The 13,474-nt window shown below is 58.9% G+C and carries 15 protein-coding genes; 6 read left to right on the forward strand and 9 right to left on the reverse strand.

What is annotated here, in order from left to right; translation table 11 throughout:
* The first annotated feature begins 38 nt into the window (after positions 1-38).
* From ACR2R1_RS00855 to hisC, 4 genes are all read left to right on the forward strand, one after another.
* On the forward strand, positions 39-464 hold the full coding sequence (locus ACR2R1_RS00855; RefSeq protein ID WP_077729261.1) for an SRPBCC family protein: 426 nt from the start codon (positions 39-41) through the stop codon (positions 462-464).
* A gap of 85 nt (positions 465-549) precedes the next feature.
* Positions 550-1,038, forward strand: a complete 489-nt coding sequence (locus tag ACR2R1_RS00860) for a cupin domain-containing protein (RefSeq protein WP_156879393.1) — start codon at positions 550-552, stop codon at positions 1,036-1,038.
* A gap of 19 nt (positions 1,039-1,057) precedes the next feature.
* Positions 1,058-1,525: a GNAT family N-acetyltransferase gene (locus ACR2R1_RS00865; RefSeq protein WP_077729147.1), complete on the forward strand. Its 468-nt coding sequence runs from the start codon at positions 1,058-1,060 to the stop codon at positions 1,523-1,525.
* On the forward strand, positions 1,518-2,585 hold the full coding sequence (hisC, locus tag ACR2R1_RS00870) for a histidinol-phosphate transaminase (protein WP_434112247.1): 1,068 nt from the start codon (positions 1,518-1,520) through the stop codon (positions 2,583-2,585). Before ACR2R1_RS00865 ends, hisC begins: the two co-directional genes overlap by 8 nt.
* 158 nt (positions 2,586-2,743) lie before the next feature.
* Here the strand turns inward: hisC and ACR2R1_RS00875 are convergent, their stop codons facing one another.
* Positions 2,744-2,953, reverse strand: coding sequence for a hypothetical protein (locus tag ACR2R1_RS00875; protein ID WP_156879394.1), 210 nt, complete (start codon positions 2,951-2,953; stop codon positions 2,744-2,746).
* 250 nt (positions 2,954-3,203) lie between these two features.
* On the reverse strand, positions 3,204-4,130 hold the full coding sequence (locus ACR2R1_RS00880) for a LysR family transcriptional regulator (RefSeq protein WP_434112250.1): 927 nt from the start codon (positions 4,128-4,130) through the stop codon (positions 3,204-3,206).
* Between the two features lie 100 nt (positions 4,131-4,230).
* On the opposite strand from ACR2R1_RS00880, the gene metE reads away from it, so the two are divergent.
* Positions 4,231-6,528 (forward strand): 5-methyltetrahydropteroyltriglutamate--homocysteine S-methyltransferase, encoded by a 2,298-nt coding sequence (metE, locus tag ACR2R1_RS00885; RefSeq protein ID WP_434112253.1) that lies wholly within the window; start codon positions 4,231-4,233, stop codon positions 6,526-6,528.
* 17 nt (positions 6,529-6,545) lie between these two features.
* On the opposite strand, the gene ACR2R1_RS00890 is transcribed toward metE, so the two are convergent.
* The 3 genes from ACR2R1_RS00890 to ACR2R1_RS00900 form a co-directional block, all read right to left on the reverse strand.
* Entirely contained in the window at positions 6,546-6,722 is a 177-nt protein-coding gene (locus tag ACR2R1_RS00890; protein WP_156879397.1) for a hypothetical protein, read from the reverse strand.
* Between the two features lie 762 nt (positions 6,723-7,484).
* On the reverse strand, positions 7,485-7,871 hold the full coding sequence (locus ACR2R1_RS00895; protein WP_077729142.1) for a YkvA family protein: 387 nt from the start codon (positions 7,869-7,871) through the stop codon (positions 7,485-7,487).
* A gap of 350 nt (positions 7,872-8,221) precedes the next feature.
* Positions 8,222-8,587: a hypothetical protein gene (locus tag ACR2R1_RS00900; RefSeq protein ID WP_077729141.1), complete on the reverse strand. Its 366-nt coding sequence runs from the start codon at positions 8,585-8,587 to the stop codon at positions 8,222-8,224.
* Between the two features lie 317 nt (positions 8,588-8,904).
* Here ACR2R1_RS00900 and ACR2R1_RS00905 point away from each other — a divergent pair, with 317 nt between their 5' ends.
* The gene (locus ACR2R1_RS00905; protein ID WP_434112257.1) at positions 8,905-10,551 is read left to right on the forward strand and encodes a hypothetical protein; all 1,647 of its coding nucleotides are present in this window, start codon (positions 8,905-8,907) and stop codon (positions 10,549-10,551) included.
* A gap of 80 nt (positions 10,552-10,631) precedes the next feature.
* Here the strand turns inward: ACR2R1_RS00905 and ACR2R1_RS00910 are convergent, their stop codons facing one another.
* From ACR2R1_RS00910 to ACR2R1_RS00925, 4 genes are all read right to left on the reverse strand, one after another.
* On the reverse strand, positions 10,632-11,042 hold the full coding sequence (locus ACR2R1_RS00910) for an ExbD/TolR family protein (protein ID WP_077729139.1): 411 nt from the start codon (positions 11,040-11,042) through the stop codon (positions 10,632-10,634).
* Positions 11,020-11,709: a MotA/TolQ/ExbB proton channel family protein gene (locus ACR2R1_RS00915; RefSeq protein ID WP_077729138.1), complete on the reverse strand. Its 690-nt coding sequence runs from the start codon at positions 11,707-11,709 to the stop codon at positions 11,020-11,022. Before ACR2R1_RS00915 ends, ACR2R1_RS00910 begins: the two co-directional genes overlap by 23 nt.
* Positions 11,710-11,923: 214 nt before the next feature.
* The gene (locus ACR2R1_RS00920) at positions 11,924-12,673 is read right to left on the reverse strand and encodes an energy transducer TonB (RefSeq protein WP_086135479.1); all 750 of its coding nucleotides are present in this window, start codon (positions 12,671-12,673) and stop codon (positions 11,924-11,926) included.
* A complete protein-coding gene (locus tag ACR2R1_RS00925) occupies positions 12,670-13,098 on the reverse strand; it encodes a hypothetical protein (RefSeq protein WP_086135480.1) in 429 nt (142 codons plus the stop codon). The genes ACR2R1_RS00920 and ACR2R1_RS00925 overlap by 4 nt, the downstream gene beginning before the upstream one ends.
* Positions 13,099-13,474 lie beyond the last annotated feature (376 nt).

The raw sequence follows: 13,474 nt of genomic DNA on the forward strand, positions 1-13,474 counted from the left end.
TGTTCATTCGATCGCGAAAACTGGTTAAGGAGATGTCGATGTTTACTAAACAACCGATTACGAAAAAGCTAAATGTCCCCGCCGATATGGTTTGGGGAGCGATCCGAAAAATAGGAAGACTCGACGTTTGGTTTCCGTTCATCGAAACGTGCAGAGTAGAGGGTGATGGAAAGGGCGCATTGCGATATATGACCGTAGCAGGCGGCGGCGAGATAAAAGACACTATTGAAGAAATCGACGACATAAACATGCGATTGATATATCTTCGGCCGATATCTCCATTTCCCGTAACCTATTACAAAGGGACGGTCGAAGTCTTTAAGTCTTATGATGGCTTGGGCGTTGTAGTGTGGACTATCGATTTCGAATCGCAGCCCGAAGATGCCGCATCGGTGGCCGAGCTAGTGCGCGGTGCTATCAGCGCAGGTATTGACGGCATGGAGAAAGACCTCCAGTCCGCATAGAGCATCATCGAATGCAGCGGAGATTTCCCCAAGCACGACGACCGGTGAGCCACTCTTCGAACCAGCCTAATTGGAAATTTGCCCGATGAAGACAGAAACATCTTTGACATTACCCGCGCTCGACCCTTCCCGTGTTCCCGCCAGAACCGCCTCGACCTATCCGACGGAACGACTCCGTTCATTGACCGCCGGACGAAGCAAAAGGGCTCTCGGCGATGCGCTGGGCCTGCAGACCTTCGGCGTCAACCTGGTCACACTGGAGCCGGGCGCCGTGTCGGCGCTGCGGCATTGGCATACCCGGCAGGACGAGTTCATCTACGTTCTGGAGGGGGAATTGACCCTGGTAACCGAGCAAGGGGAGCAAATCCTAGTCCACGGACTATGTGCCGGATTTCCGGGCGGCCAGCCGGACGGGCATCAGCTGATCAACCGCGGACAATCCGTCGCGGTCTATCTGGAAATCGGCGACCGGCTTCCGGGGGACCTTGCCAACTATCCCGACGAAGATTTGGAGGCGCGTGCGGTTCGCGGCTCTTATCGGTTCTTCCGCAAAGACGGTACGCCTTACGAGTGAGGTTCCAGGCGAGCCATGAATGGACATTCGAGCTGCCACTCCGGATGATGCGCGACGCATCAGCGCGCTCCTTCGCGATCTCGCCGGCAAGTACATCGCGCACGAATTTTCCGAGGAAGGAGCCGGCCGCTTGCTCGAGTCGATGAGCGAGGTCGCGATCAGGAGCTACCTGGAGTCGGGTTACCGCTATCACCTTGCCGAGGAAAATGGCGAATTGGCCGGTGTGATCGCAATCAGGGACAATCGCCATCTCTATCATTTGTTCGTATCCGAACGTTTCCAGAGCAAGGGCGTGGCCAGAAGGCTCTGGGAAGTCGCCAAAGCCGCGAGTCTCAGTGCCGGAAATCCAGGTGTGTTTACCGTGAATTCGTCTCGTTATGCCGTCGCCGTATACGAAAAATTCGGATTCGTCAGGCAATCCGAAGCGGTCGACGTTTCGGGCGTGATTTGTATACCCATGAAACTGGAGTCGGTAATTCGTGAATAAATTTTGGAGTCCCGCCATTCGGGATTTGACGCGTTATACGCCCGGCGAGCAGCCCAGGTTGAACGATCTCATCAAGCTCAACACCAACGAAAATCCGTATCCTCCTTCGCCCAAGGTGTTAGAAACCTTGCGTGGCGAGATGGGCGAAACGCTCCGGCTTTATCCCGATCCCGATGCCGATCGCCTGAAAGAGGCCATTGGCCGATTTTATGGCGTCGAGAAACATCAAATCTTCGTCGGCAACGGATCGGACGAGGTGCTGGCCCATGCCTTTCAAGCGCTGCTGAAGCACGACTTGCCCATTCTGTTTCCCGATATCACCTACAGTTTTTATCCGGTCTACTGCGGTCTTTACGGCATCGAGCACACCTGCATTCCGCTGACCGAGCGCTTCGACATCCGGATCGACGATTACCGGCGCCCGAACGGCGGGATCATCTTCCCGAACCCGAACGCGCCTACCGGCTGCCTGCTGCCGCTCGCCCATATCAAAGCGCTGCTCGAAAACAACACGGAATCGGTCGTGGTGATAGACGAGGCCTACATCGATTTCGGCGGCGAATCCGCCGTGGCGGCGGTCGAACGCTTCCCCAATCTGCTGGTGATACAAACGTTGTCCAAGTCGCGGTCCCTGGCCGGCCTGCGGGTAGGTTTCGCCATCGGAGACGCCGGTTTGATCGAGGCTTTGGAGCGCGTGAAGGGCAGCTTCAATTCCTATCCGCTGGATCGCTTGGCCATCGCCGGCGCGGTGGCGGCGTTCGAGGACCGGGACTATTTCGAGAGCACGCGGCTAGCCATCATCCGGAGCCGGAATCAGCTCGTTCGGGAGCTATCCGGATTGGGATTCGAGGTATTGCCGTCCGGCGCGAACTTCGTATTCGCCCGGCATCCCCATAGGGACGCAGCGGAGCTGGCTGCGCTGCTTCGGCAGCGGCATATTATCGTGCGGCACTTCAGGCAGCCGCGGATAGAGCAATTCCTGCGCATCACCGTCGGCACCGACGCTCAGTGCCGAGCGTTGGCGGAGGCGCTAGCGTCTATCTTGGAATCGCCGCGCTGAGTCGTTTCATACCGGCCACCGGCATAAAACGCGGGGATCTCTGGCGGAAGCAACGGCACACAACGGACCCGAACGCCTGCAACCGCGGCATCAAACCACATCGCTACGTTGGACCCATGGTCGATTTTGGGGTGATTACCGAATTCACCAGATTGTAGCTACGCTACCACGGGTTCGATGTCGCTCTCGGGTACCCGCAAAATGCCGCCGGAAGGAAATTCGATAAAACAGTCGTCGCTGTTGAAGCGCGAATAGCGTTTGACGATGGCGGGTTGACCGGGGAGGTAGGAGTCCTTGAAAAAGCGCGGTCGTTTGGGTTTATACAGTACTGCCGTACCGAGGGGAATTTTGGTGCTTGATTGTGACAATCGAGGATTCATAGCCGTGGAAGATTTATCCATTATACGCTCAAACCGCATCGGAATGTCGACGACATCGAGCGGAACTGATCTCGACGAGTGGTCGGTGTAAATCGATACCGAAACAGGTTCGGGTCGTGACTGAGGAAATCAAAGATAAGGTGCGACAAATTTACAGAGGACTCTATTCAAGCCTCCTTTGCGCGCCTTGTAAGCACGTAAAATTACCTACGAGCCGTCTTCGGGCAGACCCAACCGGCTACGACAGCGGTTGAAGTCCCCGCAGGTTCCGGAAGCTGCTGGAACGTACGGTATCTAGGAAGTCCAGCATAAAGGCCGATGTCGCCATCGGCGCGGTGGTCGCCGCGTACAAGGCGCTCCACAGACCTTTTTTGCCGATCGGTTTTCCCAAGACGTAATCCCGCTCCAGATAGCTCTGAACCGTCCAGTTGGGCAAGGCCGCAATGCCGCGACGGCTGGCCACCAGTTGTAGGATAGCCACCGTCAGTTCGGCGGTGCGCCGTTTCGGTTCTATTCCGACCGGCTTCAGGACCTTGCGCACGATGTCCAGCATGTCGTCCGGCACCGGATAGCTGATCAGCGTTTCCGCGGCGAAATCTTCGGGTTTCAGGAAGGGTTTGGGCGCGAACGGATGCTGCCGCGACACCAAGCCGACGATTTCGAAACTGAACAGTGGATGAAAAGCAAGCCCCGAGCGGTGCTGCGGCTCGGAAACCACCACCAGTTCCGCGCGATTTTCCAGCAGTAGGGCCAACGGGTCGGTGTGGAAGCCCGAGACCAGATCCAGCTCGATTTCCGGCCAGTGCTCCCGGAATTGGTCCATGGCCGGCATGAGCCAATCGAAGCAGGTGTGACACTCCACCGCAATGCGGAGCTGCCCGGCTTCGCCCTGGGCGATGCGCGCGACGTCCCGCTCCGCATCTCCGACCAGTTTCATGACTGTTTCCGCCAGCGTATGCAGGCGCTGGCCCGCCGGCAAGAGCCGCAGCGGCTGGCTCTTGCGCTCGAACAGGCTGACGCCGTAGTGCTCCTCCAGCTGCTTGATCTGATGCGAGATCGCCGATTGGGAGAGATATATCCGGGTCGCGGCTCGGGACAGGGTGCCGGTTTCCACCAGGGCCAGCAGGGTTTGCAAATGGCGCAGCTCCAAAATCGACTGAATCATGAACAAAATCGATGAAGTTTATGAAAAAGTTGAGTTTGAATAATAATCATCGCGAGCCGATCATGCCAGCTCCGAATCGACCTACAAGAGGAGCAGACTCATGGCGGTGACGCATTCTTTGGGATTTCCCCGCATCGGGACTAAGCGCGAGTTGAAGCAGGCTCTGGAAGCTTACTGGACCGGCAAGATCGGTCTCTCGGATTTGAAGCAAACCGGCCGACAGTTGCGCGAACGGCATTGGAAACTCCAAGCCCGAGCCGGGATCGACCTGGTGCCGGTGGGCGATTTCGCCTATTACGATCAAATGCTGAACATGGCGGTATTGCTGGGAGCCGTTCCGGAACGCTTCGGTTTCGGCGACGAGCCTCCGGATCTCGACCGCTATTTCGAACTGGCCCGAGGCAGCAAGGATCAGCCGGCCATGGAAATGACCAAGTGGTTCGACACCAACTACCACTATATCGTCCCGGAATTCCATCGCGACACGAGGTTCCGCCTGGGCGCGGAGTGGTTGTTCGAAGAGGTGGAGGAGGCCAAGGCTCTGAAACTCAATCCCAAGCCTGTGCTGATCGGTCCCTTGACCTATTTGTTTCTGGGCAAGGCGAAGGAAGAAGGGTTCGACCGGCTGGAATTACTGCCCCATCTGGTGCGGGTCTATGCGGAAATCCTCCGGAGACTTAAAGATCAAGGCGTCGCCTGGGTGCAGATGGACGAGCCGGCCCTCGTGCTCGACCTGCCGCTGGATTGGCTCGCCGGCTATCGGGAGGCTTACCGCGCTCTGGCAGCGGCGGGGCCGAAAATTCTCCTCGCGACCTATTTCGATTCGGCGGCGGATCAGGCGAGTTTGCTGAAGGCGCTGCCGGTGGCTGGATTGCATATCGATGCCGTCAGAGCGCCGGATCAGGTGCCGGTTTTCGTCGACGGGTATCCTTCGGACAAAATTCTGTCGCTGGGGCTCATCGACGGCCGCAACATCTGGCGTACCGACCTCAGACGCACGCTGGCGCTGGCCGAAACCGCCCGTGCCGAGCTGGGCAAGCGGCTGTGGCTGGCGCCGAGCTGTTCACTGCTCCACGTACCGGTAGACGTGGAGCCGGAGTCCGAACTGGATCCAGAGATCAAAGACTGGTTGGCCTTTGCCGTGCAGAAGCTCGATGAGCTGGCGATCATGGACAAAGGCTTGCGGCTGGGCGTGGATGCCATCCGGACCGAACTGGAAGCCCAGGATCGGGTGTTGCAGAACCGGGCGACGTCACCGCGGATTCACAATCCGGCGGTCGGGGCCCGTCTCGACCAGTTGACCGAAGCGGATTTTCGGCGTTACTCGCCCTTTCCCGAACGGATCCCATTGCAGCAGAAAAGGCTGCGGCTGCCTGTCTTTCCGACCACCACGATCGGTTCCTTCCCGCAGACGCCGGACATCCGCAAGGCCCGCGCCGATTACCGCAACGGGGAGCTGAACGACGCCCTGTACCGGGAAACCATGCGCAAAGCCATACGCGAAGCCGTGCACAAACAGGAAGCGCTCGGGTTGGATCTCCTGGTGCATGGAGAAGTCGAGCGCAACGATATGGTGGAGTATTTCGGCGAGCAACTGGAGGGTTTCGTCTTCACCCGGCAGGGTTGGGTGCAGAGTTACGGCTCCCGTTGCGTCAAGCCGCCGATCATCGTGGGCGACGTGTCAAGGCCGAAGCCCATGACCGTGGAATGGATCGCCTATGCCCAGAAGCAGACCCGAAAGCCGGTTAAAGGCATGCTGACCGGTCCGGTGACTATCCTGCAATGGTCCTTCGTACGAGATGATCAGTCCCGAGCTACCACTGCTCTGCAAATCGCCCTGGCCATTCGCGACGAAGTCGACGACCTGGAGCAAGCGGGCGTCGCGGCCATCCAGATCGACGAACCTGCTATTCGGGAAGGTTTGCCGCTTAAGCGGCGGGACCGGAACGGCTATCTGGATTGGGCGGTAAAAGCGTTTCGCCTGGCTTCATCCGGCGTGGCGGACGATACCCAGATCCACACCCATATGTGCTACTCGGAATTCAGCGACATTTTGCCGGCCATCGCCGATCTGGACGCGGACGTGATCACCATCGAAACCTCCCGCTCCGACATGGATTTGCTGACCGCTTTCCGCGATTTCCGTTATCCCAACGACATCGGCCCCGGTATCTACGACATTCACTCTCCCCGCATACCGGACAAAGAGGAGATGCTGCGCCTTCTGGAAAAAGCGTGCGAGGCCATTTCTCCGGAACGGCTCTGGGTCAATCCCGACTGCGGACTCAAGACGCGCGGATGGCCGGAGGCGGAGCAAACCCTGGCTCATATGGTCGAGGCGGCAAGAACGTTGCGTCGAAGATGGGCGCCAGCGGTTGAAGATCGACTTCATTCGTGAGGCGATCCGATTACCGATCAAACGCGCCGTCGGTTCCGAACCATCCGGATCACTTTGACGAGCGCTATGGCCCGTGCCACCGGGCTGCCTACAGTCAGCCGGGAAACCGCCTTGAGCAACTGTCCGGCGACGAAGATGCGGGTTGCCGTCCGTGCCCAGCGGGGAAATCGCGACGAGGAAGAAATTTGGATCATGGCTGCGCGTGCACGTTCGCGGGAAAGCCACTGAGTGATGACGGGCTGAACCTCCGTGTTCCCGCCGACTTCGGCGAGCCCGAGTGGCCTCCCACCCGTTGACCCCCGTCATCACTCAGTGCTGATACTCGCCATCCGTGGAGACGTCCAGAAGACCGCTATTCCCTTGGCTCTCTGGGACGAAACATCCCGTTTCGCACTCGGCGCATCAATCCGCGCGTCCCGCGGGTTATGGCGGATGTCCGAGCCGAGTGGCAGGTATTAGATCGCTCGGAATAGGTTAAGACAATACGTGGGGTTACCTAGCCCGCATTTCTCATACCCTCCAATCGCAAACGGTCGCTTTAGCCGCGACCCTTCCAATCGCAAACGGTTATCCGGGGAAGGGGCTGGCCGGGAGCGCCGGAGCCGCCCTTCCTACTGCGGACGCCGATCCGCTCGCCGTGACGCGCCGTCCGGCTCCGCGCCAAGTTCGGGGTGGCGTTCCTTGGCCACCCGCTCGGAGAAGCCCTTCACGCCGGCTCGACGTCGTATCGTAGGTCGGCAATCCTTTCCCGACACACGCTCGTCGGCAAAGGATTGCCGACCTACAACGACACCGTCACTCAGTCCGTGCGGCGCGCCACAGCGGCGTCTCGACGCCCTCGCTACGAAGGGGTATGAGAAATGCGGGCTAACCGAGTTTTCCTAGGCCGTGATCGAAGCGGCGGTTTGCAGATGATGCGATTCGGATACTCGCCGTATCTTGCGAAAATCGCTAGCTTAGGTGGACATTTCGGCGGTCCAGGACTCGTATTCAGCAAGTTGTTGCTCGACCAGAAGCAGGCAAACGCTCAACATCAGCGCATCGTCCGTGTAGCCCAGAATCGGGATGACGTCCGGGATGAGATCGACCGGACTCAAGACGTAGAGGAGGGCGGCGACAATCGCCGAGAGCGCATACCAGGGGATTTGGCGATAGGTGCCGTTCCGATAGTCCCGCACCAGTGCGATCATCAGTTTGACGTCCCGCAGGAAACGGCCGAGCGGACCTTTGGATTCGAACGTCCGCTTTATGTCGTCGGCCTTTTCGATCACTCGCTTGATATCGCTCTCGGTGAGCTTTTTGGCGTCGGCGTTCAGCCGTTCTTTAATCTTTTGTCTCAACATTGGTTTTTCCTCTCAAGGAAATTCGAGGACCTTTGATCGCGGTTTCACACGATCAGCGGCAGGTCTAATTTACGCTCTCCGTGTGTGCTCCGCAGCAATCTTTGGCGTATTTTCCGGTTTGTTCGATCACGGGATGACGGGAACGCCTGTGAGCGTTCGAAAGGTGCGGGATGAGCCGGGAGCGAAGTGGCAAGTGTGGCTATCTTGTCGGATGCTGCCGGCTGGCTGTGCCGTAACTCAGTGCCTGAAGAGCATGGTGACGAATATCCGCTCGCTACATCTGGCGAGCGCCGGAGGCGGATGACGGCCCCGGCGCCCGTGCCGATTCGATTACTCTTGCAAGTAGAATCTCAGTACTCCCAATGAGTCAATAACAAATAAATGGCGACGGTCATCACAACCACAACGAAAGCCAAAATTGCCAATATACCCGTTCCGCATGCCAGAAGGGTGAAGGAGAATTTCCATGCGGCAAAGACGTTTCCCATGCATTCGAGCGCCGATAGCATGGCCATGAGTATCGCGAAGATGACAATCCACTTCGCCGTGTAGCCTGGCAGGTAGACCCGCTTGGATCGGTTGCGGCGGTATGCCGCAGCGCGCTCCAGGAAGGAGCCCACATTTACGTTTTCAAAGATCCAGAGCGGCCACAGATACAAATAAAGGAGACAGGAGAGAGACCTGTCGTTCCGGATATTCGATACGTCGATATTCATTCTGCGCACCTCCATGATCGTTCAGACTCTCTGCCGCTAAATATATTTCATCTGTGGTCCGCGGTAGAGCGGAATGGCGAAGTGGTTCCGCTGCGAATGACATTTCGGACGGCCTAGTGCGCGAGACCGAATCCCCGGCACCGGACGACGATCGGGAACGTGCCATCGGATCGCGATCTTTGCCGAGGATGCTCGTCTAATACATATTGATGTGGATGTCAGGCAAGACTCGGGCGGTGACGGGCTGCTCGAAGGACCTAGGCGTCGGTGTTGTAATCCGAGTACTACTACGGACAGCTCAGGCAAGGACAGGAATCATGCCGCTTCGGTTCGAAATCTCATTCAGGAATCCGCTGCACTTGGCCTTAGTCCTGTGCGTCCTGGCGGTCAGCGGTGGTGTTGTCGGTTCGACGTCCGAGCCGTCGATCCAGTGGGGCGAGTGTCCCGATTACCCGGAATTTAAGGATGTAGCTGCGGAATGCGCCTTCATTCCGGTACCGCTCAGATACTCGAATCCCGGTAGAACGGCTCCGATATTCGTTGCGCGAGTGCGGGGCAGCGCGCCGGAAACCGAAAAGCGCGGACAGTTATGGTTTGTCACCGGCGGGCCGGGCGCATCGGCCATCGGGTTCGCGCAACAGTCTCAATCCTTTGCGGAACTGCGCCCGGAATGGGACTACTACATCTTCGAGCAGCGCGGCATCGGCAATTCGGCGCCGCTCTACTGTGCCGCCGCGGCTGACGAGGCGATCGTTGCGCCCGAGGATGCGCTGGACTGCCTGGCCGAGTTGCGCCGAGCTTGGCCGGAGGGTATCGAGGATTTTACCGTCACCAACACCGCACGTGATCTCGCTCACATCATCGACCGGCTACGTCCGCCCGGTCGGGAAGTGGTAGTGTACGGCGTCTCCTACGGCACGTATTTGGTGCAGCGGTACTTGGCCCTGCGCGGTGAGCAGCCCGATGCGGTAATTCTCGATTCGATCGTCGCAACCGGGTACGAAGCGTACGACACGATTGAACGCGGTACCAATGCGGCGGCGCGAATGGTGATGGACCGCTGCGCGAAGGACGCCGACTGCCGTCGGCGCCTGGCCGGCATCGCCGCCGATCCGTGGACCGCTCTCGGCGTGACTTTCGCGCGCCTCGATCAGGGGCAACTGTGCCCGGAGTTGCAGGCGCGACTGGATTCGCCCCTAACCCGTTCCTATTTACGCAGTTTATTCGGTACGATGATTGAGAGGACCGACCTGCGAGGATTGATGCCGGCCGTGGTGTTACGGCTGAATCGCTGTGTTCCGGACGACGTTATGGCACTGGAACATCTGATCCGATCACTCTCTTCGGAGTCGCTCTTTTCGGCGGCGGATTCGGAAGCGCCCGCGGCCGATCCGGGACCTGGCTTCGTACCTTACGAACAGGTGAAGTACTCGGCACCCCTTAGTTCGCACATCACGCTTTCGGAGCTGTGGGAAGGTACTTCTTTCGCGCAAATCATGAACGAAGCGGAGGGATTCTACGCCTGGTTGAACGTGGCGCCCTCGCTGGCTCTATTGGCCGATGCGCAGGTCTGGCCGGCGTACCGCGATCCATTGAGCGATCTGCACGCTAACACGCGAGCCCCCGCGTTGATGCTCAACAGCGATATCGACTCGAATACTCCCCTGGCCGAAGCCATACCGATTCGAGAGGACTTGAATGGCCCCAATCAGCGGTTCGTCACAGTGCCCGACGCCGGGCACGTCGTGATTTTGAATTCGCTTATGGCTGGCGCCAAAGGCGATAAACCGGCTGATCATTGCGGGACACGCGTGATGCTCTCCTTCCTCGATGATCCGTACGGTGAGCCGGACACGAGCTGCATCTCGGGCGTGGAACGGCTAAGTTTCGATGCCGCAAATTCGAGGAATCGCAAGAGCAGCCTCCAATACTTGGGCCGGAAGGACATGTGGTCCGCAAAATAAGCGTCGCGGAAGTTTTGCTTGACGGCATGCGTCGCCACGAACCTAGGATTCCGGGGTTCCGATCGGCCGAAAACCCCCTCTCATTGCTGGACGGTCACGAACGACAGCTTGCCTATCCCGGAACGCTGGGCGCTGGCCATGACCTTGGCCACGGCATCGAACACTGCCGCCCGATCGGCCTGGAGCTGGATGCCGATCTCGGGATCGCGCTCCTGTAGGGCTTTCAACTCGGCCTCCAAGGATTCCAGCGGCACCGGACGGTCGTCCAGCATCGGCTGTCCCTCCGCGTTCACGCTGAGGATGGCGATGTGTTGGTCCGGTGCCGGTTCGGTTTGCTCGGTCTTGGGCAATTTGACCCGAACCACCTGGGTCAGCAGCGGCGCCGTGACGATGAACACCACCAGAAGCACCAACATCACATCCACCAGAGGCGTGACGTTGATCTCGCTCATTTCGCCGCCGTCGTCGTCATTGGGCAATTGTATGGCCATGTTCGGTCACCGTTTGTTGGATCAGATGGTCTTGGATTGTCGCGTGCAGGAACTCGCTGGCAAAGTGGTCCAGTGCGATGACGATGCGCCGGTTCTGACGCAGGAAGAAGTTGTAGGCGATCACTGCCGGAATCGCCACGGCAATGCCCAAGGCGGTCGCGATCAACGCCTCGCCGATGGGGCCGGCCACCACTTCCAGACTGGCCGAACCCTTGGCGCCGATGTCCTTGAGGGCGTGCATGATGCCCCATACCGTGCCGAACAGGCCGACGAACGGCGCCGTGCTGCCGATGCTGGCTAGCCAGCCGAGACCGGCGTCCATCCGGGCCTTCTCCTTTTGAATCTGCAAACGCATGGCGCGTTCGATCAGGTCGTGCCAGGCTTCATGCTTATCGGCGCGGAAAGCCAATTGTACCTTGGCCCGCGCCAGGGTTTTCAGCCCGGTCTGCTGCACCCGGGCGAGCTGAGCCGCGCTGTGGCTTACCGATTCTTGATCGATACCGAGCTCCGAGCCGTTCCTGACAATTTTCAGAAAGCTATGGTTGCGCAGCTTGTTCAAACCGAGTTCCCCCGCTTTCAGCAGAATCACGCTCCAGGTCAGCAGAGAAAAACAGCCGAGCATGCACAGAGTGCCGTCGACAATGGCGGTTTCCGATAGGTTAAACATGATCTCCTCTCGCGTTTAAGATTGTGATTTCGTTTGTTTCGCGCGGTTGTGGGCCGCACGGTTTCTGCGCCCTCGTGCCTGTCGCAACTTCGCCGCACAGCATCACTCACCGATCAGTCCCGAACGATGGTTAAGGCGGGCGACGGCCGACCGTCAAAGACAAAGCTCTGCCCGACGCGCCTAGCCACCTAACGAAACGTTCCTCTCATCCGGGTCATTCCAATTGGAACTCGATGGGCACGGTAACCCAACTTGCCTGCGCGACATCACCGCGCTTGGCGGGCACGAAGCGCCATTTTTTCACCGCCTCGAGGGCTGCTTCGTCCAATACGTCGTGGCCGCTCGATCGTTGCACCGATAACTCGCCGCAGCGGCCGTCGGCGGTAACGTAGACCCGCAGCAGGACCAGGCCTTCCCAGTGTCGGCGGCGCGCGATGCCCGGATAAACCGGTTTCGGATTGTTCAGATAGTTGGCGTTCGAACTGGCCGGCGTATAGGTGTCGTTGCGCGGAGCAGCGGCACGGTCTTGGGGCGGTGCGGAAGGTGCCGCCGGTGCTGGCGGTGCGGTGTCCGCTTGTTCCTGCTTTTGCGGCTCGACCTGTTTGACCGCGGAATCCTTGCGCACCGGTTTCGGTTTGGGTTTTTTCACCGGCTTGGGATCGGGTTTCTTCGCTTCCTTCGGAGGTGTCGGCGGGGACGGTACGGTCGGCTGGGTCACCGCCGGTGCGGGAGGCGCGGACAGAACCATGTCGATCATCGGCAGCGGCGCGGCTTCGGTGAAGGGCACAGGTTCCGGGCGGGCGAGATACCAGAAGAAAAGCAAACCGTGCAGTACGGCGGCCAGTCCGGCGGCGGCAGCCACCGCGAGCGGTCGCTTCCAGGTAACGGGAATCTCGGCCATCGTGACCGGCGTACCTCCGGGACCATCGAACGGCGGGTCCCCGGAAAAGAAATATGTGCTCATTCTCGGGACACCGTGCCGAATATGGGAGCGACCGCGCTCGTCGTCTTGCGCCGCGACTTCTGGCACTTGTCGACGCCTTGGAGCGAGAGTGTCGGTCCGACGGAGGATGATTTGTTGCGGTGTGCCTCCGTCCCGCACTCTTCCGGCACTTGGCGTGCAATCCGGCTGTCTTGCCCGGAGGGCTGGCATCCGGTGTTATCGGCAGGACTGTAACTGGAATCTTGTTGAAAATCGGCGACTTGCTGTCGCAACGCATCGAGGCGCAGGCGAACGTCGGCGAGCAACTCCTCGAGATATTCGAAATGAACCTGAAAATAGCGCGCCGAAGGAAACTCCGGTCCGCTCGTTGTCCCGGATTCCGAGGCTCGAGTTCCGTTCGGGTCGACCCTTCGGCTAGAGGCGGGGCGGCCTTGCTTGATCCTCATGACGATTCCTTTTTTGTTGCTTCTTATCCCTAATGACGTATGAGCGCGGCTAATCCCGCACTTCCGATAGAAAAAATTTTTCTGACGTCTATAAGTTGTTGTAAAGCCTAAAAAAGAAAAGCCAGGTAGAGCGGATCTGTGGGATATGCCGTACTCGCTGTGTCTAAAGCTCACGCTCGATCCGGACGAATGCGCTTGGCGCTGATCTCGGGGTGTGTTGGATCGGGGATTTTCGAATGTGGTGTAGCACCCCGAGCACCACCGTCCGAAGCCGGAGCGGCTGCCGGAAACGCCAACGCTAATTCAGGCCATGGCAGGTTATCACTTGTTGTGTTGCAAGTTTTCCGCCCTCACCTAAAGGATCATCCTGAGGATG

Source organism: Methylocaldum sp. GT1TLB, from assembly GCF_051027445.1.
GTDB lineage: Bacteria > Pseudomonadota > Gammaproteobacteria > Methylococcales > Methylococcaceae > Methylocaldum.